The following is a 22,729-nucleotide window of genomic DNA, read 5'->3' as shown; positions in this document are numbered from 1 at the left end:
TGAATAAATTAGTGAACACAAATGATAATCATTCGCATTCAAAGATGCAACGATAGCAACTGGGAAAAGTTAATTTAGGTTAAGATTTTCAGATGGACCACATGCACCTGATGACCGTCTTTGTCGCCGTGGGCGAACAGGAAAGCTTCGCCGCCGCCTCGCGCAGCCTGAACCTGTCGCCCGCCGCCATCACGCGCGCGGTGGCGGCGCTGGAAGACAAGCTGGGCGCCCAGCTGCTGCAGCGCACCACCCGCAGCGTGCGCCTGACCGAGGCCGGCCAGCGCTACCTGGACGACTGCCGCGCCATCCTGGCCAGCATCGAGGACGCCAACGACGCGGTGGCCGGCGGCATTGCTACGCCCAAGGGCCTGCTGACCATCACGGCCTCGGTGCTGTTCGGGAAAGTCTTTGTCACGCCCTGCATCGTGCAGTACCTGAAGGAGTATCCGGAAGTCGATATCTCGGCCTACTTCCTCGACCGCCCCGTCAACCTGATCGAGGAAGGCATGGACGTTGCCGTGCGCCTGGGCCACCTGGCCGATTCGAGCATGAAGGCGCTGCGCGTGGGACAGATGCGGCGCGTGCTGTGCGCATCGCCGGAATACCTGGCGCGGCATGGCGTGCCGCAGCACCCTTCCGACCTTGAACGGCACAGCATCATCGCCGCCAGCCACCTGACGCCGCGCGTCGAGTGGAAGTTCGGGCGCGGCGAGGACAGCGTCAGCGTGCGCCTGAAACCGCGCCTGACCATCACCGCCAATGACGCCGCCATCCGCGCCGCCGCCGAGGGGCTGGGCATCTGCCGCCTGCTGTCCTACCAGATGGCCGATGAACTGGCCGACGGCCGCCTGCGCATCATCCTGCCTGAATACGAGGAGGAGCCGTGGCCGGTGCACATCCTGCACCGCGAGAGCAAATACGGCTCCTCCAAAGTGCGCAAGTTCATCGACCTGCTGGCGCAGCACCTGCGCTCGCACCCGCACCTGAACTGAGCGTGCCGAGGAAGGCGCCGGTGATGGCGGCGACCTCCTCCAGTTTCGTATCCATCACAAAGTGCCCGCCGTCGAGGACGTGCACCTGCGCCGCCGGATTGTCGCGCTTGAAGGCGTGCGCGCCGGGCACGGTGAAGGCCAGATCGTGCTTGCCCCACACCACCAGCGTCGGCAACTGGCGCTGCTTCAGCCAGGCCTGCCATTCGGCATAAGCGGCCAGGTTGTGCTGGTAGTCGAAGATCAACTCGGCCTGGGTGCGCGCCTGGCCGGGACGATTCAGGTAGGCGTATTCGTCCATCCATAAGTCCGGATCGTAAGCCTCCACGTCCGGATCGCTGCCGATATGGCGCGCGCGCGTCGCCGCCACCGACTGGTGCACCGCGATCACGTCCTTCTCGTGCGCCGCGCGGTCCTGCCAGAATGGCTTACGCCTGGCCCACATGGCGCCCAGGCCGTCCTCGTACACATTCCCGTTCTGGAACACCAGCGCCTGCACCGCCTGCGGACGCTTGAGGGCCATACGCATGCCGACCGGCGCGCCGTAATCCTGCATCAATAACACGTAGCTGCGCACGCCAACGGCGTCGGTGAACTTGTGCATGGTGCTGGCCAGGTTGTCGAAGGTGTAGGCGAAGTTGGCCGGGGCCGGCGCGTCGCTGTTGCCGAAGCCGGGATAGTCGGGCGCCACCAGGTGGTATCTGTCGCCCAGCTTACGCAACAGGCCGTCGTACATGCGGGAGGAGCTGGGCACGCCGTGCAGCAGCAGGACGGTTGGCTTGCTGGCATCGCCCGCTTCGCGGTAGGCGATCTTCACGCCATCCACGGCGATGCTGCGGTAGGCGACGGGGGCGGCACTGGCAGCGGCGCTGGCGAGGGCGAGGCTGGCGGCGGCAGCGGCGGCGGCGAAGGTTTTCATATCTGCTCTCCAGGTTGGTTTCGATGGCCCTACTCTAGCGACGCCCCATCCGCAGCGGAACGTCGCCCGGCGCAATAAACCGTTTCGCTGCGCGGGTAATGGGTGCCCTGTGCACACCTGTCGGCGTCAGCTACTGAAAGCTACTGAAACTTCTTCTGAAAACTACTGAAAACTACTGAAAATCCCCGCTTTTGGCGCTGGTAGCGCTATACCCGGAAAATTTTCAGTAGCTTTCAGTAGCGGACGCCGACAGGTGTGCACAGGGCACCGCCTAGCGAAACAGTTTGTTTCTCCACGCATAGTTCCGGCCCCTGGATGCGCTTCCTACAATCCACCCATCCCAACTCACTTTGAAGGAAGCATCATGAAAACCTCGCATATCGTCGCCGCCCTGACCCTCGCCCTGGCAGGCGCCACCGCATCCGCCGCAGGCGCGCCGACCGATGTCAGCTACCGCAGCGTGAAGGTCGACGGCGTCAACATCTTCTACCGCGAAGCCGGTCCGAAAAACGCACCGACCGTGCTGCTGCTGCACGGCTTCCCCACATCGTCGCAGATGTTCCGCAACCTGATCCCGCAGCTGGCCGAGCGCTACCACGTGATCGCCCCCGACTATCCCGGCTTCGGCCAGAGCGACGCGCCGGCCGTGGGCGAGTTCACCTACAGCTTCGACAACCTGGCCAGCGTGGTCGACAAATTCACCACCGCCGTCGGCGCCAGCAAGTACGCCTTGTACGTGCAGGACTACGGCGCCCCGATCGGCTTCCGCCTGGCCGCCGCCCATCCCGAACGCGTCTCCGCCATCGTGGTCCAGAACGGCAACGCCTACAACGAAGGCCTCGACAACGCCTTCTGGGCGCCGTTCAAAGTGTATTGGGCCGCACGCACAGAAGAAAACGCCGCCAGGCTGAAACCGTTCTTCGAACTGGGCGCCACCAAATGGCAGTACACCCACGGCGCGCGCGACGCCAGCAAGATCAGCCCGGACGCCTGGACGGTGGACCAAGCCTATATGGACCGCCCCGGCAACAAGGAGATCCAGCTCGAACTGTTCTACAGCTACGGCAGCAATCCGGCGCGCTATCCGGAATGGCAAGCCTACTTCCGCAAGCACCAGCCGCCAATGCTGATCACCTGGGGCAAAAACGACCAGATCTTTCCCGCCGCCGGCGCCACGCCCTACCTGCGCGACCTGCCGAAAGCCGAGCTGCACCTGCTCGACACCGGCCACTTCGCACTGGAAGAGGAAGGCGAGAAAATCGGCAAGCTGATGCGCAACTTCCTGGCGCGTAACGTCAAGTAACCCACCGCCGCGCACCTTTGCGCGGCATCAAATGCGCGCTGCAACGCGTGGCGAAGATGGTAGGATCTTTCAAGGAGCTGCCATGGACGCCACGCCCCCACCCGAGCTCGCCAACCACGAGGAGCGCATCACCAAGCTGGAGAAGCCGTGACTGATCTTTCCTGCGAGTTGAAAACACTGCGACTGCACATGGATGCTCGCTTCAACGAACAGCGCGCAAATTTCGAAACGCAGCTTCATACGGCAGTCGAAAAGGTCAATGCCCGTATGGATGCGCAGACACACCTGCTGATCGGCATGCAGGTAGCGATTTTTCTCGCGTTAGTAGCGCTAATCGCCAGCGCATTAATCATGCTCGCTACAGACGTCTAAGGGAAAACGAAATGCCGCAATTTTTCCAGCGCTGATGGCTTTTTTAGCTCAAAGCCAATGGAGGTCACCGTAGTAATTGTGATGGCGCAGGAAACACAATTGCGGGCCGATTTCATTCACTTCGAGGCCAAAATCGATCGCGTCGCTGCTGAACTGCGTCAACAAATCAGCGAAGTGAAACAGGAAATCATGCGTTGGGTGCTGATCGTTGGAACAGCCCTCGGCCTGTTCCAAGCGGGACTAACGGTACTTTTAAAACTGCTTCCTTAGCCGGCCAGCGAAAACGAAAAAACCCTGCCAGATCAATGACCTGGCAGGGTTTTTGTACGTCCTGGTGCCGGAGAAGAGAATCGAACTCCCGACCTTCTCATTACGAATGAGCTGCTCTACCAACTGAGCTACACCGGCAAAGAGTCCGGATTATAACTAGCGGCTGGCAGGCACGCAAGCACGCATTGCAATAATTGCACTTACTCCTGGTGGTAGCTGGTCACCAGCGCCACTTCGTCGCGCGAACCGAGGAAGACCGGCACGCGCTGGTGCAGCTTCTCCGGCTGGATGTCGAGGATGCGGCGCTTGCCGTCGGTCGCCATGCCGCCCGCCTGTTCGACGATGAAGGCCATCGGGTTCGCTTCGTACATCAGGCGCAGGCGGCCCGGCTTGGACGGGTCGCGCAGGTCGGCCGGGTACATGAAGATGCCGCCGCGGTTCAGGATGCGGTGCACGTCGGCCACCATGGAGGCGATCCAGCGCATATTGAAGTCGGTGCCGCGCGGGCCGGTGGTGCCGGCCAGCAGTTCGCCGATATAGCGCTGCACCGGCGCGTGCCAGTGGCGCTGGTTGGAGGCGTTGATCGCGAATTCCTTGGTCTTGGCCGGGATCTGCATATTACGCTGGGTCAGCACCCACGAACCCATCTCGCGGTCCAGGGTGAAGCAGTTCACGCCGTTGCCGGTGGTGAGCACCAGCAGGGTTTGCGGGCCGTAGACGGCGTAGCCGGCGGCGACCTGCTTGGAGCCTGGCTGCAGGAAGTCTTTCTCGGTCGGGTTGGTCATGCCGTCCGGCGCTTTCAGCACGGAGAAGATGGTGCCGATCGAAACGTTGACGTCGATGTTGGAGGAGCCGTCCAGCGGGTCGAACACCAGCAGGTACTCGCCTTTCGGGTAGCGGTTCGGGATCGGGTGGATGTCTTCCATCTCTTCCGACGCCATGGCCGCCAGGTGGCCGCCCCACTCATTCGCCTCCAGCAGGATTTCGTTGGAGATCACGTCCAGCTTCTTCTGCACTTCGCCCTGCACGTTCTCGGACTCCAGCGCGCCCAGCACCTCGCCCAGCGCGCCCTTGCCGACGCTGTGCGAAATGGTTTTGCAGGCACGGCCCACCACTTCGATCAGCAGGCGCAGTTCGGCCGGGATCGAGTGGTGCTGGCGTTGTTCTTCGACCAGGTATTGGGTCAGGCTGATACGTTTCATAATTTCCCTAGTTGTGTTGAATTCTTAGTTGGCGAGCGCCTTGCTCACCACTTCCATCACGTCGTTGGAGAGCGGCGTGGCGGCGGCGACTTTTTCCAGCGCGTGGCGCATATGCACCTGCAGCGCCGGCGCGTAACGGCGCCAGCGGTCCATGCTGCGCGCCAGGCGCGCAGCCACCTGCGGGTTCAGGGCGTCGAGCTTGATCACATGCTCGGCCCAGAATTCGTAGGCGCTGCCGTCGGCGGCGTGGAATTGCGAAGGATTGTTGTTGCAGAAGCTGAACAGCAGGCTGCGCGCGCGGTTCGGGTTCTTCAAGGTGAAGGCCGGGTGCTTCATCAGCTCGCGCACCTTGGCCACATTGGTGTGCGGCGCCGAGCCCTGCATGGCGAACCATTTGTCCACCACCAGCGCTTCGCCCTTGAAGTCCTTGTAGAAGGCGTCGAGCTGCTTGCCGGCGTCGGCGCCGCTGTGGATCAGGGCCGACAGCGCCGCGGCGCGGTCGGTCATATTGCTGGCGGCGGCGAACTGCTCGCTGGCCAGCTTGACGGCGTCCGCCTGCGGCTGCACCAGCAGGTAGGCCAGCGCCAGGTTTTTCAGGCCGCGCTTGCCGGCCGAGACGGCGTCCGGGCTGTACGGGCCGGGCGTGGCGTTGGCGCCGTACTGCTGCAGCAATTCGGCGCGCAGGGCCTCGCCGATCGCATGGCGCATGAACTGGCGCGCGCTGTGGATGGCTTGCGGGTGCACCACTTCCATCTGCTCGGCGATGATGGTTTCCGACGGCAGGATCAGGCACTGCTCGCGGAAGGCGGCGTCCAGCGAGCTGTCGGTCAGCACTGCGCGCAGGGCGGCGATGTAGGTGTCGTCCAGCTTGAGCGGCTGGCCATCCAGCACCGCCTGCGCCAGCGCCAGCAGGCGTTCCATCGCCAGGCGCTGGCCGGCTTCCCAGCGGTTGACCGGGTCGCTGTCGTAGCGGAACAGGTGCAGCAGCTCGTCGTCGCTGTACGGGTATTCCAGCACCACCGGCGCCGAGAAGTCGCGCAGGATGGACGGCACCGGCGCTTCGGCCACACCTTCAAAGCGGAAGGTCTGCTCGGCGGCGGTCAGCTCCAGCACCGTGGTGGTGCCCAGCGCTTTGCCGCCGACGACCAGCGGCAGGTCTTTGCCGTCGCGCCCCAGCAGGCCCACCGCGACCGGGATATGGAATGGCAGCTTTTTCGCCTGGCCCGGGGTGGCGGGGCAGGACTGGCGCAGGGTCAGCTCGTACACCTGCTTGGCGGCGTCATGGCGGCCGCTGGCGGCCAGCACCGGCGTGCCGGCCTGGCTGTACCAGCGCTCGAACTGTTTCAGGTCGCGCTGGTTGGCGTCGGCCATGGCGGCGCGGAAGTCGTCGCACTGCACGGCCTGGCCGTCGTGCCGCGCGAAATACAGGTCCATGCCCTTGCGGAAGCCTTCGCGGCCGAGCAGGGTCTGGTACATGCGCACCACTTCGGCGCCCTTCTCGTACACGGTCACCGTGTAGAAGTTGTTGATCTCGACGAAGGAGTCGGGCCGCACCGGGTGCGCCATCGGGCCGGCGTCTTCCGGGAACTGGGCCTGGCGCAAGGTGCGCACCTGGTCGATGCGGGTCACGGCGCGGCCGCTGTCGGTGCCGATCATGTCGGCGCTGAACTCCTGGTCGCGGAACACGGTCAGGCCTTCCTTCAGCGACAGCTGGAACCAGTCGCGGCACGTCACGCGGTTGCCGGTCCAGTTGTGGAAGTATTCGTGGCCCACCACCGCCTCGATGCCGGAGTAGTCGATATCGGTCGCGGTGCGCGGGTTGGCCAGCACGAACTTGGTGTTGAAGATGTTCAGGCCCTTGTTCTCCATCGCGCCCATATTGAAGTCGCTCACGGCGACGATCATGAAGCGGTCCAGGTCCAGCTCCAGGCCCCAGCGCTCCTCGTCCCAGCGGATCGAGTTCTTGAGCGACTGCATGGCGTAGTCGGTCTTGTCCAGGTTGCCCTCTTCAACCCACACCTGCAGCAGCACATCGCGGCCCGACTTGAGCTTATAGGTCTCCTCCTGGCACACCAGGCGCGCCGCCACCAGGGCGAACAGGTAGGACGGCTTCTTGAACGGGTCTTCCCACTTGGCGTAGTGGCGGCCGTCGCCCAGGTCGCCCTGTTCCAGCAGGTTGCCGTTGGAAAGCAGCACCGGGTACTGCTCCTTGTCGGCGCGCAGCATCACGGTGTAGCGCGCCATCACGTCCGGACGGTCCGGGAAGTAGGTGATGCGGCGGAAGCCTTCCGCCTCGCACTGGGTGTAGAAGCCGCTGCCCGAGGTGTACAGGCCGGACAGGGTGGTGTTTTCGGCCGGCACGCAGGTGGTTTCAATCTCCAGCAGCACCTCGGCCGGGGCGTTGCGGATGGTCAGCGTGTTGTTGGCCACAATGTACTGGCTTGGCTGCAGCGCCACGCCGTTCATGCGCAGCGCCACCAGCTCGATTTCCTCGCCGTGCAGCACCAGGTCGCGGCTCTTGCTGTCCGGGTTGCGGCGCAGCTGCACGCGGTTGGCGACGATGGTGCAGGCAGGATCGAGGTCGAAGCCCAGTTCCACAGTGTCCACCAGGTAGCTGGGCGGGGTGTAATCTTTGCGGTAAATCGTTTGCGGGCTGTCGGTACGCATGGTTTGGGCGAACAAGGACAAAGAAGGCTATTTTACCAATACCGCCCGCTGTGGACGCCCGATTCTTTTCCGCTCTCCTCCCGGGGGTAACATTCTGTAATAATTAGGCGAAAGGCATGTTGCCGGATTAAACTGACTTGTGAGCGTAAAAAAGGAGCTTTGCCATGAAAGCGCTAGCCATCCTGGTGGCAGCCACCACCTTGTTGCTGAGCGGTTGTGCCACGACCCTGCGCAGCGACGTTACCGTATTCCACGAGTGGCCGGGCGACTTGCAGGAAAAATCATATGTCTTTGAAACCCCGCCGCCGGGCGAGGATACGCTGGAATACCGCAGCTACCAGAACCTGGTGAGCGGCGAGCTGGCCAAGCTGGGCTTCAGCCAGGCCGCCAGCGCGCGGGACGCCAAGCTGAGCGTGGGCATGCAGTTCAGCACCATCGACCGCCCGGTGAAAGTGCTGAGCGCCACCGATCCATGGCTGTACCGCCCGGGTCCCTGGGGCTACCCGCGCTGGGGCTACTACCCATACCGCTACCGCTATTACGGGTTCTACCGCAGCCCCTTCTATGACCCGTGGCTGTGGGGCCCGATGGAGTTCCGCGAAACCATCCAGCACAATTACGAGCGCCACCTGCGCGTGACGATCAATTCCCTGGGCGGCAAAAAGCTGTTCGACGTGACGGTGCAAAACACCAGCCGCAGCCAATCGACGCCGCAGGTCATGCCACTGCTGGTGCAGAGCGCCTTTTCCGGCTTCCCGGGCGAAAGCGGCAAGGCCCGCCGCGTAGAACTTGAGCTCCAATAACGTCCTGCCGGCCCTGGGGCGGTGGTTGCGCGCAGGCGCGGCCGCCGCCCTTTTCCGTTGGCCGCGCTGGGACGGCCTGGGCGCCGGGCCGCGCGCCGCCGTGGTGGCGGCGCTGGTGCTGCTGGTGCTGGCGCAGTCGGTGGCATTCCAGCGCTGGTACGTCGACGGGCCGGCGCTGTTCTACTGGCAGGCCGTGGCCTACGGCTGGCTGCCATTCGCCCTGCTCCCGTTCTACGCCCTGCTGCTGCGCGGCAGCGGCCCTTGCCCGCGCCCCGGCGCCGCGCCCAACGCCGGCCTGCTGGCCACCTTGCTGCTGGCGCAGATTTTCTGGCTCGACCTGTTCCTCGGCCTGAGCTTCCTCGGCCTGCTGTACAGCGGCTCCGAACAATGGGCCGTGCGCTACCTCGGCACCTGGGGCGCCTGGGTGCTGTGGGCGGTGCCGCACGGCGTGGCGATCCTGGCCCAGCTGGTGCTGCTGGCGCGCAGCGGGCGTGGCCGGCGCATGCCGCTGGCCCTGGCCGGCGGCATGCTGGTCGGCGTGGTGGCGCTGGGCGTGGCGGCGCGCCAGCCCGACTTCTGGTATCCGGACAAAGCCGAACAGGCCGAACAGGCGGCAGGCGACGGCCAGACGGGGCGCTACCTGAAACTGACCGACGACTTGCTGGAGGAGCAGCCGGTGCTGCTGGCGCGCCAGCTGGCCGGCCTGGCGCCGCAGCGCCCGGGCCGCGTCGACATGTACGCGCTGACCTTCGCGCCCTATGGCGACGAGGTGTTCCGGCGCGAGAGCCAGATGGTGGCGGAGGTGATGGCGCAGCGCTTCGGCACCGGGGGCCGCACGCTGCAGCTGGTGAACCATATCGACACTGCGCAGACCCTGCCCTGGGCCACCGCGCCCAACCTGCGGCGCGCCATCCGTTCGCTGGCGCGCACCATGGACAAAGATGAGGATGTGCTGTTCATCTACCTCACCTCGCACGGCGCGCGCGAGGGGCAGTTGGCGGCCAACTTCTGGCCGATGGAACTGACCGAGCTGACGCCGGGCATGCTGCGCGCCTGGCTCGATGAGGCGGGCATCCGGCACCGCGTGGTGGCGGTGTCGGCCTGCTATTCGGGCAGCTGGATTCCGCCGCTGGCGGGCGAGGCAACCATGGTGATGACGGCGGCCGATGCCGACCATACTTCCTACGGCTGCGGCTACAAGTCGGAGCTGACTTTCTTCGGCCGCGCCATGTTCGACGAGCAGCTGCGCCGCCATACGCGCTCCTTTGAACAGGCCCACGCCGCCGCGCGCGAGGTGATCCGCCAGCGCGAGATCGAGGCGGGCAAGGATGACGGCTATTCCAATCCCCAGCTCTCAACCGGCCCCGCCATCCGCAGCAAGCTCGCCGCGTTTCAGTGAACGTAGCGGGCGATGAAATACACGCCGGCCACCAGCACCGTCATGGCGCCGTAAATGCGCCAAGTCTGCTTGTGCAGGTCGTCCTTCGTGGCAAAGGTGTCGAGCCGGCCTTCTATCCGGGCAATCGCGACCTTGACTTCGACCATCTCGGCCTTCAGCTGGGCAATGTCGATCTTCAGCTGGGCAACATCGATCTTCAGCTGGGCAACATCAATCTTCAGCTGGGCAACATCAATCTTCAGCTGGGCAACGTCGATCATCAGCTGGGCGACGTCAGTTTCAAGCGCACTTAATCTGCGCTCCACTTCGCCCATATCCATGCTCAGGAAGAAAGACACGCACGGTATCGTTTCGCTCAGTCGCAATGTGGCCGGCAGCAAGTACTCCCGCAACTCCGGGTAATTGTCCATCAAGCGGTGCAATGCGGAAACGAGTTCTGTCAGCGCATTAATGCACTGGGTCATTTCTTCGGCGGCGTTGCTCATGGCTCACTCCCTGTGTTTGATGTTGACAGGATTTGGAGCCGGCCACCGCAGGAAAGTTCAATCGGATTTCAGGGCGCGCAGCGAGATATCGTTGTGGCCGACGCCCGGCACGAGCTGGAAAGTGGCCAGCCCGGGGCGGAAGCTGCGGTACAGGGCTTCGCTGCTGGCGCGTGGGATCACGGCGTCGTGTTCCGCAACGAGGATGGTGGTGGGCGCGTTGACGTGCGCCGCATAGCGCGCCGATTCGTAGCGGTCGCGCAGCAGCAGCCGCACCGGCAGCCAGCGGTAATGGTGGCCCGCCACCGCCGCCATGCTGTCGTAAGGCGTGACCAGCACCAACCGGTCCACCGCCCGCGCGCTGGCCAGGCGGGTGGCAATACCGCTGCCCAGGCTGCGCCCCACCAGCGTCACCTGCGGATGGCGCACCCGCACATGCTCGTACAGCGCCAGCGCATCGGCATGCAGGCCCGCCTCCGTCGGCGCGCCCGGCGTGGCGCCATAGCCCCGGTAGTGCATCAGGTACAGCGACTGTCCCGGGAAGACCGCCTGCAGCTCCGGCAGGCTGCCCGGCACCGCTTCCGCGTTGCCGCCGAAGTAGATCACCGCGCCCGGCCCCGGCAGCTCCAGCTGCGTGACGCCGACGCGCGCCCCGCCGCCCAGCGCCAGCAGGCTGCCGCCGCTGAACTGCTGCGGGAAATACAGCATGCTGCGCTGCTGGAAAAACAGCAGCGCGCACACGGCGAGGTAGGCCGCCAGCAGGATCGCGGGAACGGTCAGCAACTGGCGCATTGAAGTCTCCTTAGCGGGCCGCGTCGCCGCGCCGCCAGCTCATGCCCCACGAGTACAGGGCCACGAACATCATCACATCGAGGAAAATGCCGAACACCAGGTACAGCAAGGGCAGGAACAACAGCGTCATATGGTGCAGCACATAGGCGTGCAGCAGGTACTGCATCGGGAACGCCAGCGCAAAATAGGCCAGCGTGCACACCGTCAGCCCCACCTTGCGCCACAGCGAAAAGGCGAACACATAATAGGTCAGCCCCAGTCCCCACGGCAGCATGAACAGGAAGATCAGCGCCATCGCCAGCGCATCGCTCAGGTAGCGCGGCGAATCGTAGGGGAAGTCGCTGGGGAAGAAATGAAAGTACAGCAGCGCGCTGGCCTGCACCAGCAGGCAAGCGCGCAGGATATAGCGCAGCGGCAGGTAGCGGTCGCGCGGCACCAGGCCGGTTGCCAGGAAGCCCAGCACCGTGCCGACCAGCGTCACCCACCACAGCTGCGCATCCGGCAAGCCGGCCGGCAGCAGCGGATACGGCAGGTCGAGCCAGTACGCGCCCAGGTCCAGCTGGCGCACCGCCACCGTGCCGCCCGGCGCGATGCGCGGGATCCAGAAGGCGAACAGGTGGTGCCACAGGGCCAGGATGGGCGACAGCAGGCAAAGCAGCAGCAGGGTAAACAGCAGCGGCAGCGCCAGGGAGCCCAGCAAGTTGCTGCGCTTGAGCTTGACCTGGTACATCGAGCGGTGCATGCGGATCGCCGCGCCGCCAAAGCCACGGAAGCGCATGTCCTCGATCTTGCGCTGCAAGGCCTGCAATTGCTTCACGCTCAGAACTCCTTGAACAGGGCCGCTTCCAGGCCGCGCCGGTTGTAATAAGGGTTATGGTAAGCCTCGGCGCGCAGCTGGAAGCCGTGCGTCGGGCCAAGCCACTTGCGCCAGGTCGCGCTGGCGACGTTGCTGCGGAAGTTCACCAGCAGGTCGGTCACGCCGGCGCCAATGTACTGGTAGGCTTCCTCGCCCTGGTCGTAGCGCACCGAAATATACTGCTGCTTGTTGTAGCCCCAGGTTGCGGCCACGTACTTGGCGTTGGCCATGACGCCGCCCGGATCGCTGCGGTTGATGCGGGTGCCGCCCTGCAGCACCAGTGCATTCGGCAAATACCAGGACACGCCGAGCAGCACGCTGCGGTCGCGGTGGCCGTCGCGCGCATTGACCGCCGTCACGCCGAACGTGGCCACGATGTTTTTCGCCGCGCCCAGCTTGCGGTTCAGCACCGCATCGGCGCGCCCTTTCGGGTAAAAGAAACTGCTGCCATAGCTGCCGCCCAGGCTGCCGTACCAGTCGTCGTTGAAGACGTGGGTGACGCCGGCCACCGCCAGCGTGCCGTGCGCGCCGAACTGGCGCGCATTGACCAGGTCCGCGTTCCACACCGTGGCCTCCGACGTGCGCCAGGTGCCGCGCACGAACTGCTGGTTCCACTGGCCCAGGCCATCGCTCAGGCGGTGGTGCAGCAGCCCTGCTTCCAGCGTGGCAGTCTGCGCCTGCGCCGCGCCGTGCCAGGCCAGAAGCGCCAGCGCAGCCAGCGTGGTCTTTGCGGCGCGCGCGGCGCGGCGGCTGTCCATCTGCTTACCCATGCATGCCCCGCGTCAGGATGTCCTTGATGCGGTCCGCCGCATAACCGTCGCCGAAGGGATTGATGGCGTCGCACATGGTCTGGTAGGCAGCCGGGTTGTCGCGCAGCTCGCCGACCGCCTCCAGGATGGCGGCGCCGCTGGTGCCGATCAGGCGCCCGCCGCCGCTGCTGACCAGCTCCGGCCGTTCCGTCGCCTCGCGCAGGATCAGCACCGGCACATGCAGGCAGGCCGCCTCCTCCTGGATGCCGCCGGAATCGGTCAGCACCAGCCAGGCGCGCTTGAGCAGGTTGAGGGTGGTCGAGTAGTGCAGCGGGCGGGTCAGGAAGATGCGCGCCGCCACCTCCTCCGGCAAGTCGGCAAACACTTCATCCACCGTGGCGCGCACCTTGGGATTGCTGTGCACCGGCCAGACGATGACGACTTTTTCATCGGCCATCAGGATCTTGCGCACCGTGTTGGAAATCGACAGCAGCGGGCGGCCCAGGTTCTCGCGCCGGTGCGCCGTGATGAACAACAGGCGGCTGTCGGGCAGCAGGTCGCGCAGGCCGCGCAGCTGCAGGCCGCCCAGCTCGTCCGGGTCGGCCGCCATTTGCGGGAATTCGCTGGTGGCCAGGCGCACGGCATCGACGATAGTGTTGCCCACCAGATGGATGCGCGAATCGTCGATATTCTCGCGCAGCAGGTTCTGGCGCGCCTGTTGCGTCGGCGCGAAATGCCAGTCGGCCAGGCGCGCGATCAGCTCGCGGTTCTTCTCTTCCGGGAACGGGTTGTAGCGGTTGTGCGAGCGCAGGCCGGCTTCCACATGGCCGACCGGGATGCGCTGGTAGAACGCGGCCAGCGCCGCCATCGCCGCGCTGGCGGTGTCGCCGTGCACCAGCACCGCCCCCGGCTTGATCGACTCAAACGCGGCGCCCAGCTTTTCCAGCAGCATGGCCGACAAATGGTGCAAGGCGTCGCTGCGGCGCTCCAGCGGCAGGCTGAAATCGGGCAGGATGTTGAAGAAGCGGTACATCGGATCCGCCATATCCTCGTGCTGGCCGGTGTGCAGCAGCAAGGGTTCCAGCCCATTCTGCTTGAGCGCGTAGTACACGGGCGCCATTTTGATGATCTCGGGCCGCGTGCCCATGCATAGGAGGATGGTTTTATCGCTCAAAGTTAAGCCTTATCTCAACTGACATTTTCGGCGGGAGCCACATACCCAAGCTCCCGCGCCCACACGGTGCCATGCGCCACCACGCCTTCGCGCACACGGATTTCATTGGCGGTGGCCGTGGTTTCCACCGCCAGCGATCCAAGCACCGTGCCGGCTTCGATCACGATTTTTTGCTCGCACACCAGGGGCCCGCCCAGCACGCAGCCAGGCCCGATGGTCATATTGCCGCTGCAAACGAGCGCGCCGTCGATGCGCGCCCCGGCCTGCACCACCAGGTCGCCATGGCACTTGATGCTGCCTTCGACCCAGGCATGGGCGCCCACCGCCAGGCTGCCGCGCACCACCAGGCTGCCCTGGTGGTGGCAAGCATCGGGCAGCGCCCAGTCGTCCGCCACCAGCCAACGTCCCGCCGCGTCGTCCAGCAAGCCTTGTGGGCGCTCCAGCGGCAGGCGCGGAGCGCCCGGCGCTGCCGCCAGCGGCGCCGCGTCGCCAAAGCGGATGGTCGGCGCATGCATGCGGCCGAAGCGGCAGTCCGTGTGCAGCACCAGTTCGCAGTCGGCCGAAACGCGGCCAAACAGGCGGCTGCGCATGCCCGCCACCAGGCGGTTGCCACTATGCGCCCAGCGCAGCACGTCGCAGGCTTGCCCCAGCACGATATCGCCGTTCGCCAGCAAGGCGCGGAAGGAATTGCCATCGCCGCAGCGAATCCCGGCGCTGGCATAGACTTCCTTCTCGTACAGGGTATCGCCGCCAAGCTGCAGCGCGCCGGCCCCCAGCAGCAAGGCGTCCACCGACGCGCCGTCCGGGCCGGGCGCCGGCATGGCCGGCACTCCGCCCGCCCCCACCAGCTGGTAGGCATCGCCATTTTCCAGACGTCCCTGCTGCGGCGCCGCGCTGCCGCGCGCAGCGTCCAGCGCGCTGCCGAATCGTGCTGTCACGAACTCGTGGAAGCGCTTGGCGAAATGGCGGATATTGCCGTCGTGCTCGCGCACCACCTGCAAGGGCTGCGCATCCTGCCGGATGCGCCACTCAACCAGTGCCGGCAGCAGGGGCAGCACAAACAGCAGCGCCAGGGCGGCAAAGAACAGCAAAGTCCAGCTCATGCGCGCCCCTCCGGCTTGCGGTAGCGCACCGTTTTGTCCCACGCCATCTGGCGCTTGAACAGCCAGTCGAACACCACCTGGTTGAAGGTGGCGATGCTGATCGAGAGCAGGCTGACCAGGAAGCCGAAGTAGTTCAGCGGCATCAGGCGGATGCGCTGGCGGCTGCCATCGAGGTAGACGGCGGCGCCGATCTCGAAGAAGGCGGCGAAATTACCGAGCGCGCTATAGGACATCAGGCAGAACAGGGCCAGCACCCCGCTCAGCCAGTGGTTGGCGTCCAGGTAGAACAGCAGGATGGCCAGGCACCAGCCGGCCAGCAGGATGGGCGACATGGCGAACACCCCCAGCAGCAGCAGCCCGTCGAATTTCTCGCGCCACGACACCTTGTCGCTGCGCAGCAGCGCGCCGGCATAGCGGAAGGCGGCCTGGTTGTGCCCTTTCGACCAGCGCATGATCTGGCGCACGCGCACCGGCCAGGTTTCCGGCACTTCCTCGTAGCATTCGGAGCGGTTCTGGTAGGTGGTCTTCCAGCCGCGCAGCAGCAAGCGGTAGGTCAGGTCGGTGTCTTCGGCCAGGGCGTCGTCGCGCCAGCCGCCGATCGCCTCCAGCGCGGCGCGGCGCACCCCGCCCACGGTACCGCCGTACTGCGGCACCAGCTGCATATTCATGCGCGCCTGCTGGTCGACCTGGTAGCCGCCGGAGCGCTCCATGTCGAGCAGGCGTGTCAGCAGGTTGTTGCCGGTGTTGAGCGGCACCACGCGCCCCATGACCGCGCCGATCTCGGGATCGAAGAACGGCGCCACCAGCTGCCGCAGCAGGCCGCGCCCGGGCACATAGTCGGCGTCGAACACGATCAGGATATCGCTGTCCACCAGTTCGGTGGCGTCCTTCAGCGCGGCCGCCTTGCCCGGCTTGCCTTCGCTGCGGTGGAACGGCGTGATGCGGCCCGGGTGGCGCGCCGCGATGTCGTCGATGATGCGGCGGGTGCCGTCGCTGGAACGGTCGTTGACCGGCATGATGCGCAGGCGCTCGCGCGGATAATCGACCTCCAGCAGGGCGCCCAGGGCGTCGGCAATCACCGCCTCCTCATTGTGGGCGGCCACCAGCACCGTCACCGTCGGCCAGTTGCCGCTGCTGACATCGAGGTAGGGGTGGCGCTGCTGGCCGAACAGGCGGTTGAAGGTGAAGGCGTAGTGGCGCACGGTGTACACCAGCACCATCAGGATGACCGCCCACAGCAGGTAGAGCAGGACGCGCAGCGTGCCATCGGTCAACACCCCATGGCGCGAGTGGACCTGGTCATGGACGCCGATCCAGTTGTCGTTGCGCGCCTTCTTGTGCAGGGCGGCGGTGGGGTCGAGGGTGAAGGCGGGTGCCGGTGCTGCGGCAGCGGCAACGGCAGCGGCGGGCGCTGTTGCGGGCGCGGCCCAGGCCAGCGCGATGGAGAGCCAGCACGCAACCAGCAAGGCAATGAACCGCAGCGTACAACGGCGTCGTTCGGTCATCGAATCGGGCTCGGCAGGATGGCAAAAACAGGAGTTTGCCATTCTAGCAAATTAACTTTCAGTCCGGTCAACATTCCCGCCGCGGGCCGCCGGCAGGAACGGATCGGCCAGCTGGCCGGCCAGGGTGCCCGCCACCGGCGTGTCGGTGCCGTATTCGGCCGGCCAGTGGCGCGGCAGGTAGTGGGTGCCGAACAGGCGGTCCAGCAGCGGCAGCATGGCGGCGAAATTGCGGTCGATATGGTCGCGCCGCGTATGGTGCCAATGGTGGAAGGCCGGCGTGGACAGCAGCCATTCCAGCGGTCCCAGGCGCAGGCGCAGGTTGGAATGGATGAAGAAGCCCCACAGCGTGCCGACCAGGATCAGCGCCACCGGCGCCGCGCTGCCGGCCGCCGTCGGCCCGGCCAGGCCCAGTACATACAGGGGCGTCAGGCTGCACATGCGGGTAAACAGCAGGTCGACCGGATGGGCGCGTGTATTGACCAGGAAGTAGACGTGCGTGGGGCTGTGGTGCACAGCATGGAAGCGCCACAGCCAGGGCCAGCGGTGCGCCAGGCGGTGCGCCCAGTAGGCGCCCAGCTCGCCCACCAGCAGCACCAGCAGCAGGCGCGGCGCCAGCGGCAAGGCGCCCAGCGTAGCCGGCAGCCAGGCCGGCAGCAGCGCACTGGCCAGCTGCGCCACCAGCGCCAGCGGCGCCGCCAGCACGATCATCGGCAGCAGGCTGTTGGCGAAGTAGTAGAACAGGTCGTCCCAGCGCAGCGCCTTGCCAGCGGGCGCCTGGCGCAGGGCGAGGAAACGCTCGAGCGGCAGGAAGATGGCGCACAGCACGCACAGCCACAGCAACAGCCGCAGGGCCTGCAGTGCGATGGGCGACAAGGGCCGGCCCTGGTGTACTTAGCGCTGGCCGGCGGCGCGGCGGCGCGCCACGCCCAGCAGCGCCAGGCCGGTCAGCAGCATCAGCCAGCTGGCCGGCTCCGGCACGGTGCCCTGCTTGTCTTCGTCGACGAAGGCAAACAGCGACACGCCGTCCAGCAGCGAGAATGGCGGGAAGCCTTCCGGCGTACCGGCGGCCAGGAAGGACAGCAGGCCTTCCGTACCCTTGGCGGTAAACGAGAAGGTTTCCTTCATCCAGTTGCTGGAGGCATGGTTGGCGTTATGGTAGGTGTCGGTGGTGAAGGTATTGCCATCGATGGAGACCGACCAGTTCTCGGTGGTGGCCCCGTCGAAGCCGAACTGCTGGGCCGCTGCCCACTCAAAGCTCAGCACATATTTTTGCCCGACCACCAGGCCGTGGATCATCTGCTCGATGCGCTCCACGCCATAGGCGCCATCGGCGGCCAGGAAATTGCCGCCATTGCCACTTTGCGCCAGCGCGTTGGCGCCGCCATTATTGGCGCCCCACAGCGTCAGTGGCGGGTTTTCCGGCTTATTGAACCAGCTTTTCGCGCCGATGGTGTCGGCTTCGCCGGCACCGAAGACGAAGTTATAGCCGCCCGGCGAGGTCCAGTCGGTCACTTCGGTGTTGAAGCCGATCTGGCCGGTGCCTTTGGTGGTCGATTCGAAATCGCCGTTTTTCACCAGGTTCACCGGGCCGGCATAGGCGCTGGCACCCAGCAGCGCCAGGCTGGCGGCGGCGAGGAAATTACGCAAGGTCTTGCCAAGCACGATTGCTTTCATGGTTCCGCTTTCCAATTAATGTGTTTGGCAGGAATAGAAGCAATAATTATGCCAAAAATCACCATCAAGCGTAAACCATTGATCGCAAACAGTATTTCCACACGGAAATGCCTATTGATCGCGTGACAAATTTTATGATGTAAAGAAATCCGACACTTGAGCCGGAAATATTGACTATCGGTAATACGCTTCCGTGGCGAAGGTGAGCACGCCGATCAGCGCCACCACGGCCAGCAGCACCAGCAGCAGGCGGCCAAATTTCGGGTTGCCGTCGTCGTCGGCCGGTTGCTTCTGTTCAGTCATATCGTTCATGGCAAAAGGATGGTGGAACCGGTGGTGCGGCGCGCTTCCAGGTCCTGGTGCGCCTGCCCCACGTCGGCCAGATTATAGCGCTGCTTGATCTCGATCCGGACAGCGCCGCTGGCCACCACGTCGAACAGCGATTGTGCACACGCTTCCAGCTCGGCGCGGGTGGCCGTGTAGTTGCCCAGCGCCGGCCGCGTGAGGTAGAGCGAACCACGCGATGCCAGCTCGCCCAGCGCGAAGTTCGACACCGGCCCCGAGGCATTGCCGAAACTGACCATCATGCCGCGCGGCTGCAGGCAGTCGAGCGAGCCGATGAAGGTGTCCTTGCCGATCGAATCGAACACGGTGGAGACACCCTTGCCGCCGGTGATCTCGCGCACCCGCTCGGTGAAGTTCTCCTTGTTGTAGTTGATGGCGTGCGTGGCGCCGTGCGCCAGCGCCAGCGCCACCTTTTCATCCGAGCCGGCGGTGCCGATCAGGTTCACGCCCAGCGCACGCGCCCACTGGCAGGCGATCAGCCCCACGCCGCCCGCCGCCGCATGGAACAGGATGGTGTCGCCGGCCTTGACCGGCGCCGCGCTGTGGAACAGGTACTGCACCGTCATCCCCTGCAGCATCATGGCCGCCGCCGTATCGGTGCCGATGGCGTCCGGCAGGCGCACCAGTCCCGCCGCCGGCATATTGCGCGCCTGCGCGTAGGCGCCGTTCGGGCGCCCGGCGTACGCCACGCGGTCGCCGACGCGCACGTGGTGCACGCCCTCGCCCACCGCTTCCACCACGCCGGCGCCCTCCTGTCCCAGGCCGCCGGGCAGCGGCTGCGGGTACAGGCCGCTGCGGAAGTAGACGTCGATGAAATTGAGGCCGATCGCTTCGTGCCGCACCGTCGCTTCGCCCGGGCCCGGCGGGCCCAGCTCGACATCAACGTATTCCATCACTTCCGGCCCGCCGGTGCGGGACATGCGGATCGCCTTGACCATGCTGTGTTTCCTTTCTATCGGATGAAGCCGCGCTCGCGCAGCCATTGTGTCATGCGCGGGTAGTGTTCGCGCGCCCAGTGCGTTGAATTGATATAGGCGCCGCCGCCGTCGACATCGGTTTCCCACAGGCCGTGCGCGGCGCGCGGCAGCATCCACACCTGGTGGTCGCGGTGGCCGGCGGCATCGAGCGTCTGCTGGAACAGTTTGGCGCTCTTATGCACCGGCACGAAGGCGTCCTTCTCGCCCAGGATGTAGAGCACTGGCGCCTTGAGCTTTTTCAGCTCCGGCAGCGGGTCGTAGCTGTAGAAGACCGTGGTGGTTTCGCTTGGTTTTTCTTTGAGCGTATCGGGCACGATTTCGACGTTGCTTGCCCAGCGCGCGTTCTCGCCGGCGCGCGCGGCCGCCAGCAGCTCGGCGCGGTTGGCGCCACGGCTGGTGACCCAGCGCATCAGCTTTTCCTGGTAGGCAGCGCCGGCCTGCACCTCCTCTTCGCTGAAACCCTGCGCGCGCAGCGTGTGCTCGATGCGGTAGACCTCCTGCTCGGCTGGCGGCACGGCCGATGCGGCCTGCGCAATCACGAAGGCGACCTTCTGCGAGCGGGTGGCGGCCAGCGGCGCCAGCCAGCCGCCCTGGCTGTGGCCCCAGGTGCCGATGGCGTCGGCCTTGATGTCGCTGCGCTTGCCCAGCAGCTCGATGCCGGCGATGGCGTCGTCGGCCAGCTGCTCCATGGTGGCCTTGTTGAATTCTCCGCCCGACTTGCCGACGCCGCGCTTGTCGTACATCAGGGCGGCCATGCCGTGTGCGGCAAAGTAATAGGCCTGCAGGGCATAGGCGCCGCGCGGCGCGGGGCTCGACATCTGCGTCAGCACCACCGCCGGGAATGGGCCCTTCCCTTCCGGCAGCACCAGGGTGCCGGACAGGATGATGTCGCCGTTCCTGAACGTGACTTCCTCGCTGCGGAAATCCAGGCGGCGCCCGGTTTCCTTCTTGCCTTGCTGCTGCCATACCATGCGCGTGATATGGCCCGCCTTGTCCTTCTCGAAACGCATGCTGGCTTCGCGCACGGCGGGGTTCAGGTTACCGGCGCCGGCGTAATAGCTGCTGGCGCTTTCAGCGAACATTGAGGCGTAGCGGCCGCTCTTCATGTCGCTGTAGAACATTTGCGGGAAGTCGCCCCACTCCGACAGCACCACGATGCGCTGGCCCGGAAATTCGTAGGCGCCCAAGAGCGGCTGGTGACGCGCCGGGTCGTCGGCCAGCGTGCGGCGGAAGGCGAAGCTGCCCGACTGGCCTTCCTTGCCATCCTTCCGCACCGTGCCGGCCAGCAGGCTGCCTTGCAGCTTGCCGTCGAATTGCAGCACGCCGTCCGGGCCAGGCAGCGCGAATCGCACGCGCGCGCCCTGCTGCCGCACCGCTTCCAGCGGCACGTCTTTCTTTTCGAAGGCCGGCATATCGACGCTGGCCTTGCCATCCGCGCCAAAGTGCGGGCGCAGGAAATTGAAGTCGCTGCCGACGGCGTACGTGCCGACCCAGTGGCCGGCCAGCGGCGGCGCGCCGGCCGTCTCGGCGGCGGATGCGGCGCCCGCCAGCGCCATGGCGGCAACGCCGCCCAGGATGGTTTTCATGCTGCTGTCTCCCCGATTTTGATTATGAGGGCGCTACCTTGCCAGCCCGCGCGGACGCCGGCCAAGGGGCGTGCGACAGAATGCTATTTTGCGGCCATGGCCTGCAATTGCGACAGCACCAGGTGGGCGGTGGCCAGGTTGGTGGCGCAGGCCACGTTATGCACGTCGCAGGAGCGCACCAGGGCGTTGATGTCCGGTTCGTGCGGCTGCGGCGTCATCGGATCGCGCAGGAAGATGATGGCATCGATATGCCCATCCACCAGCAGGGAGCCGATCTGCAGGTCGCCGCCCAGCGGGCCGGAATGCTTGCGCTCGACCTCCAGCCCGACTTCCTTGACCAGGCGGCCGCCGGTGGTGCCGGTGGCGACCAGCTTGCAGGTGCGCAGGAAAGCGGCGTACTCGCGTGCCAGCGCGATCATCTCGTCTTTCTTCTTATCGTGGGCAATCAGGGCAATGCGGGGCGTCATTTCACTTGTCCTTTCACATTCGACAGCAGGTAGATCCCGGCCAGCACCAGGGCCGTCCCCGCCAGCTGCCAGCTGGTGACGGGTTCGGCCAGGATGACGGCGCCCAGGAAAAGGGTGGAAACCGGGCCGATCATGCCGGCCTGCGAAGCGGCGCCGGCGCCGATGCGCTGCACCGCGACCATGGTCATGAACACCGGCATCACCGTGCACAGGATGCCGTTCACCAGCGACAGCGCGTACACCTCCAGCGGCTGCACCAGCAGGGATGCCGGACGCAGCACGAAGAACTGGCCGATGCAGGCCGCGCTCGACACGCACATGGCGTACGACACCAGGCGCAGCGCGCCGAGGCGCTTGACCATTTCGCCGGACGCCAGCAGGTAGACCGCATAGGCCAGGGCCGAACCGAGCACCAGCAGGGAGCCCAGCACCACATTGCTGCCGCCGCCCTGCAGGTCGTGGAAGAACACCAGCACGATGCCACCGTAGGCGATCAGCAGCGACAGCAGCTGGCGGCGCCCGATATGCTGCTTGAGCCAGAACGCGGAGGCCAGCAGCACGAAGGTCGGCGTCAGGAACAGGATCAGGCGCTCCAGCCCGACCGTGATGTATTGCAGGCCGAGGAAATCGAGGAAGGAAGACAGGTAGTAGCCGACCAGGCCCAGGCCCAGCAGGCGCCAGGCGTCGGCGCGCGCCAGCGGCGGCTCGCTGCGCATCTTCCACAGCGCGATGGCGGCGAACACCGGCAGCGAGAACAGCATGCGGAAGGCGATCAGCGTCACCGCATCGAGCTGGTAGCGGTACAGCAGCTTGGCCACGATGGCCTTGGTGGAAAACAGCACGGCCCCGCCGATGGCGATGGCCAGGCCGCCCAGGTAGGCGGCGCGCGAACCTGGGATGGCGGGCGGCGTGGCATTCTGCATGCCAGTCATTGTAGCGGCAGGCGGTTTTCCCTGCTGGCGCCGAAAAAAATTGCCGAAAAGTAATTTATGGTTTATTGTTATGAAATTCGCAATCAATCTTTAGGCAGCACTTGACGTCCTCCCCGCCCTAAAGGGCGGGGATTCCTGCAGCCAGCGTCGCACGTCCGCGACG

Annotated in this window: 23 protein-coding genes and 1 tRNA gene; 6 read left to right on the top strand and 18 right to left on the bottom strand. The window is 65.5% G+C overall.

Annotated features, from left to right (window positions below):
- Positions 1 to 92: 92 nt before the first annotated feature.
- Positions 93 to 992 carry a LysR family transcriptional regulator gene (locus ACE3TQ_RS21870; protein ID WP_374584973.1) on the top strand — a complete coding sequence of 300 codons (900 nt, stop codon included), beginning with the start codon at positions 93 to 95 and terminating at the stop codon, positions 990 to 992.
- Here the strand turns inward: ACE3TQ_RS21870 and ACE3TQ_RS21865 are convergent.
- Positions 943 to 1,908 (bottom strand): alpha/beta fold hydrolase, encoded by a 966-nt coding sequence (locus tag ACE3TQ_RS21865; RefSeq protein ID WP_374584971.1) that lies wholly within the window; start codon positions 1,906 to 1,908, stop codon positions 943 to 945. The two genes, ACE3TQ_RS21870 and ACE3TQ_RS21865, sit on opposite strands and share 50 nt — an antisense overlap.
- A gap of 364 nt (positions 1,909 to 2,272) precedes the next feature.
- On the opposite strand from ACE3TQ_RS21865, the gene ACE3TQ_RS21860 reads away from it, so the two are divergent.
- From ACE3TQ_RS21860 to ACE3TQ_RS21850, 3 genes are all read left to right on the top strand, one after another.
- Complete coding sequence (locus ACE3TQ_RS21860; protein WP_374584969.1) at positions 2,273 to 3,211, top strand: alpha/beta fold hydrolase; 939 nt, start codon at positions 2,273 to 2,275, stop codon at positions 3,209 to 3,211.
- Between the two features lie 147 nt (positions 3,212 to 3,358).
- Positions 3,359 to 3,583 carry a hypothetical protein gene (locus ACE3TQ_RS21855; protein ID WP_374584967.1) on the top strand — a complete coding sequence of 75 codons (225 nt, stop codon included), beginning with the start codon at positions 3,359 to 3,361 and terminating at the stop codon, positions 3,581 to 3,583.
- A gap of 57 nt (positions 3,584 to 3,640) precedes the next feature.
- Positions 3,641 to 3,853 (top strand): hypothetical protein, encoded by a 213-nt coding sequence (locus ACE3TQ_RS21850; protein ID WP_374584965.1) that lies wholly within the window; start codon positions 3,641 to 3,643, stop codon positions 3,851 to 3,853.
- A gap of 62 nt (positions 3,854 to 3,915) precedes the next feature.
- Here ACE3TQ_RS21850 and ACE3TQ_RS21845 read toward each other — a convergent pair.
- The 3 genes from ACE3TQ_RS21845 to pepN form a co-directional block, all read right to left on the bottom strand.
- Positions 3,916 to 3,991 (bottom strand) — tRNA-Thr (locus tag ACE3TQ_RS21845).
- 62 nt (positions 3,992 to 4,053) lie between these two features.
- Positions 4,054 to 5,055 (bottom strand): class 1 fructose-bisphosphatase, encoded by a 1,002-nt coding sequence (locus tag ACE3TQ_RS21840; protein WP_374584963.1) that lies wholly within the window; start codon positions 5,053 to 5,055, stop codon positions 4,054 to 4,056.
- Between the two features lie 24 nt (positions 5,056 to 5,079).
- On the bottom strand, positions 5,080 to 7,722 hold the full coding sequence (gene pepN, locus ACE3TQ_RS21835) for an aminopeptidase N (protein WP_374584961.1): 2,643 nt from the start codon (positions 7,720 to 7,722) through the stop codon (positions 5,080 to 5,082).
- A 164-nt stretch (positions 7,723 to 7,886) separates the two neighbouring features.
- On the opposite strand from pepN, the gene ACE3TQ_RS21830 reads away from it, so the two are divergent.
- Together ACE3TQ_RS21830 and ACE3TQ_RS21825 are read left to right on the top strand one after the other, a co-directional pair.
- On the top strand, positions 7,887 to 8,525 hold the full coding sequence (locus ACE3TQ_RS21830; RefSeq protein ID WP_374584959.1) for a DUF4136 domain-containing protein: 639 nt from the start codon (positions 7,887 to 7,889) through the stop codon (positions 8,523 to 8,525).
- A complete protein-coding gene (locus tag ACE3TQ_RS21825) occupies positions 8,512 to 9,924 on the top strand; it encodes a C13 family peptidase (RefSeq protein WP_374584957.1) in 1,413 nt (470 codons plus the stop codon). Before ACE3TQ_RS21830 ends, ACE3TQ_RS21825 begins: the two co-directional genes overlap by 14 nt.
- On the opposite strand, the gene ACE3TQ_RS21820 is transcribed toward ACE3TQ_RS21825, so the two are convergent.
- The 14 genes from ACE3TQ_RS21820 to ACE3TQ_RS21755 form a co-directional block, all read right to left on the bottom strand.
- Positions 9,918 to 10,409 carry a hypothetical protein gene (locus ACE3TQ_RS21820; protein ID WP_374584955.1) on the bottom strand — a complete coding sequence of 164 codons (492 nt, stop codon included), beginning with the start codon at positions 10,407 to 10,409 and terminating at the stop codon, positions 9,918 to 9,920. The two genes, ACE3TQ_RS21825 and ACE3TQ_RS21820, sit on opposite strands and share 7 nt — an antisense overlap.
- Before the next feature lie 57 nt (positions 10,410 to 10,466).
- Positions 10,467 to 11,198 carry an alpha/beta hydrolase gene (locus ACE3TQ_RS21815; protein WP_374584953.1) on the bottom strand — a complete coding sequence of 244 codons (732 nt, stop codon included), beginning with the start codon at positions 11,196 to 11,198 and terminating at the stop codon, positions 10,467 to 10,469.
- A gap of 10 nt (positions 11,199 to 11,208) precedes the next feature.
- The gene (locus ACE3TQ_RS21810; protein ID WP_374584951.1) at positions 11,209 to 12,015 is read right to left on the bottom strand and encodes a hypothetical protein; all 807 of its coding nucleotides are present in this window, start codon (positions 12,013 to 12,015) and stop codon (positions 11,209 to 11,211) included.
- Between the two features lie 2 nt (positions 12,016 to 12,017).
- Positions 12,018 to 12,824 carry a YaiO family outer membrane beta-barrel protein gene (locus ACE3TQ_RS21805; protein ID WP_374584950.1) on the bottom strand — a complete coding sequence of 269 codons (807 nt, stop codon included), beginning with the start codon at positions 12,822 to 12,824 and terminating at the stop codon, positions 12,018 to 12,020.
- Positions 12,817 to 13,977 carry a non-hydrolyzing UDP-N-acetylglucosamine 2-epimerase gene (gene wecB, locus ACE3TQ_RS21800; RefSeq protein WP_374584948.1) on the bottom strand — a complete coding sequence of 387 codons (1,161 nt, stop codon included), beginning with the start codon at positions 13,975 to 13,977 and terminating at the stop codon, positions 12,817 to 12,819. Before wecB ends, ACE3TQ_RS21805 begins: the two co-directional genes overlap by 8 nt.
- Positions 13,978 to 13,991: 14 nt before the next feature.
- Complete coding sequence (locus ACE3TQ_RS21795) at positions 13,992 to 15,080, bottom strand: hypothetical protein (protein ID WP_374584946.1); 1,089 nt, start codon at positions 15,078 to 15,080, stop codon at positions 13,992 to 13,994.
- Positions 15,077 to 16,585, bottom strand: a complete 1,509-nt coding sequence (locus tag ACE3TQ_RS21790) for a glycosyltransferase family 2 protein (protein ID WP_374584944.1) — start codon at positions 16,583 to 16,585, stop codon at positions 15,077 to 15,079. The genes ACE3TQ_RS21795 and ACE3TQ_RS21790 overlap by 4 nt, the downstream gene beginning before the upstream one ends.
- A 51-nt stretch (positions 16,586 to 16,636) precedes the next feature.
- Complete coding sequence (locus ACE3TQ_RS21785) at positions 16,637 to 17,458, bottom strand: sterol desaturase family protein (RefSeq protein WP_374584942.1); 822 nt, start codon at positions 17,456 to 17,458, stop codon at positions 16,637 to 16,639.
- A gap of 18 nt (positions 17,459 to 17,476) precedes the next feature.
- The gene (locus ACE3TQ_RS21780; RefSeq protein ID WP_374584940.1) at positions 17,477 to 18,259 is read right to left on the bottom strand and encodes a PEP-CTERM sorting domain-containing protein; all 783 of its coding nucleotides are present in this window, start codon (positions 18,257 to 18,259) and stop codon (positions 17,477 to 17,479) included.
- A 174-nt stretch (positions 18,260 to 18,433) separates the two neighbouring features.
- Complete coding sequence (locus tag ACE3TQ_RS21775) at positions 18,434 to 18,571, bottom strand: hypothetical protein (protein ID WP_374584938.1); 138 nt, start codon at positions 18,569 to 18,571, stop codon at positions 18,434 to 18,436.
- The gene (locus ACE3TQ_RS21770) at positions 18,568 to 19,542 is read right to left on the bottom strand and encodes a quinone oxidoreductase (protein WP_374584936.1); all 975 of its coding nucleotides are present in this window, start codon (positions 19,540 to 19,542) and stop codon (positions 18,568 to 18,570) included. Before ACE3TQ_RS21770 ends, ACE3TQ_RS21775 begins: the two co-directional genes overlap by 4 nt.
- 14 nt (positions 19,543 to 19,556) lie before the next feature.
- Positions 19,557 to 21,167: an alpha/beta hydrolase family protein gene (locus ACE3TQ_RS21765; RefSeq protein ID WP_374584934.1), complete on the bottom strand. Its 1,611-nt coding sequence runs from the start codon at positions 21,165 to 21,167 to the stop codon at positions 19,557 to 19,559.
- A gap of 83 nt (positions 21,168 to 21,250) precedes the next feature.
- Positions 21,251 to 21,634, bottom strand: coding sequence for a methylglyoxal synthase (locus ACE3TQ_RS21760; RefSeq protein WP_374584932.1), 384 nt, complete (start codon positions 21,632 to 21,634; stop codon positions 21,251 to 21,253).
- On the bottom strand, positions 21,631 to 22,566 hold the full coding sequence (locus ACE3TQ_RS21755; RefSeq protein WP_374584930.1) for a DMT family transporter: 936 nt from the start codon (positions 22,564 to 22,566) through the stop codon (positions 21,631 to 21,633). Before ACE3TQ_RS21755 ends, ACE3TQ_RS21760 begins: the two co-directional genes overlap by 4 nt.
- Between the last annotated feature and the right edge of the window lie 163 nt (positions 22,567 to 22,729).

This window comes from Pseudoduganella sp. (assembly GCF_041914865.1).
In the GTDB taxonomy this organism is placed as follows: domain Bacteria; phylum Pseudomonadota; class Gammaproteobacteria; order Burkholderiales; family Burkholderiaceae_D; genus Rugamonas.
Note: the sequence above shows the minus strand (reverse complement) of the source record. Positions and strands in the feature narration are given on the sequence as shown.

Excerpts from the sequence above, each read along its gene's own strand:
- ACE3TQ_RS21765 (WP_374584934.1), bottom strand. The coding sequence starts at position 21,167 with ATGAAAACCATCCTGGGCGGCGTTGCCGCCATGGCGCTGGCGGGCGCC.
- ACE3TQ_RS21820 (WP_374584955.1), bottom strand. The coding sequence starts at position 10,409 with ATGAGCAACGCCGCCGAAGAAATGACCCAGTGCATTAATGCGCTGACA.
- ACE3TQ_RS21815 (WP_374584953.1), bottom strand. The coding sequence starts at position 11,198 with ATGCGCCAGTTGCTGACCGTTCCCGCGATCCTGCTGGCGGCCTACCTC.
- ACE3TQ_RS21780 (WP_374584940.1), bottom strand. The coding sequence starts at position 18,259 with ATGAAAGCAATCGTGCTTGGCAAGACCTTGCGTAATTTCCTCGCCGCC.
- ACE3TQ_RS21865 (WP_374584971.1), bottom strand. The coding sequence starts at position 1,908 with ATGAAAACCTTCGCCGCCGCCGCTGCCGCCGCCAGCCTCGCCCTCGCC.
- pepN (WP_374584961.1), bottom strand. The coding sequence starts at position 7,722 with ATGCGTACCGACAGCCCGCAAACGATTTACCGCAAAGATTACACCCCG.
- ACE3TQ_RS21795 (WP_374584946.1), bottom strand. The coding sequence starts at position 15,080 with ATGAGCTGGACTTTGCTGTTCTTTGCCGCCCTGGCGCTGCTGTTTGTG.
- ACE3TQ_RS21790 (WP_374584944.1), bottom strand. The coding sequence starts at position 16,585 with ATGACCGAACGACGCCGTTGTACGCTGCGGTTCATTGCCTTGCTGGTT.
- ACE3TQ_RS21830 (WP_374584959.1), top strand. The coding sequence starts at position 7,887 with ATGAAAGCGCTAGCCATCCTGGTGGCAGCCACCACCTTGTTGCTGAGC.
- ACE3TQ_RS21860 (WP_374584969.1), top strand. The coding sequence starts at position 2,273 with ATGAAAACCTCGCATATCGTCGCCGCCCTGACCCTCGCCCTGGCAGGC.
- ACE3TQ_RS21755 (WP_374584930.1), bottom strand. The coding sequence starts at position 22,566 with ATGACTGGCATGCAGAATGCCACGCCGCCCGCCATCCCAGGTTCGCGC.
- ACE3TQ_RS21805 (WP_374584950.1), bottom strand. The coding sequence starts at position 12,824 with ATGGGTAAGCAGATGGACAGCCGCCGCGCCGCGCGCGCCGCAAAGACC.
- ACE3TQ_RS21850 (WP_374584965.1), top strand. The coding sequence starts at position 3,641 with ATGGAGGTCACCGTAGTAATTGTGATGGCGCAGGAAACACAATTGCGG.
- ACE3TQ_RS21775 (WP_374584938.1), bottom strand. The coding sequence starts at position 18,571 with ATGAACGATATGACTGAACAGAAGCAACCGGCCGACGACGACGGCAAC.
- ACE3TQ_RS21840 (WP_374584963.1), bottom strand. The coding sequence starts at position 5,055 with ATGAAACGTATCAGCCTGACCCAATACCTGGTCGAAGAACAACGCCAG.
- ACE3TQ_RS21870 (WP_374584973.1), top strand. The coding sequence starts at position 93 with ATGGACCACATGCACCTGATGACCGTCTTTGTCGCCGTGGGCGAACAG.
- ACE3TQ_RS21760 (WP_374584932.1), bottom strand. The coding sequence starts at position 21,634 with ATGACGCCCCGCATTGCCCTGATTGCCCACGATAAGAAGAAAGACGAG.
- ACE3TQ_RS21770 (WP_374584936.1), bottom strand. The coding sequence starts at position 19,542 with ATGGTCAAGGCGATCCGCATGTCCCGCACCGGCGGGCCGGAAGTGATG.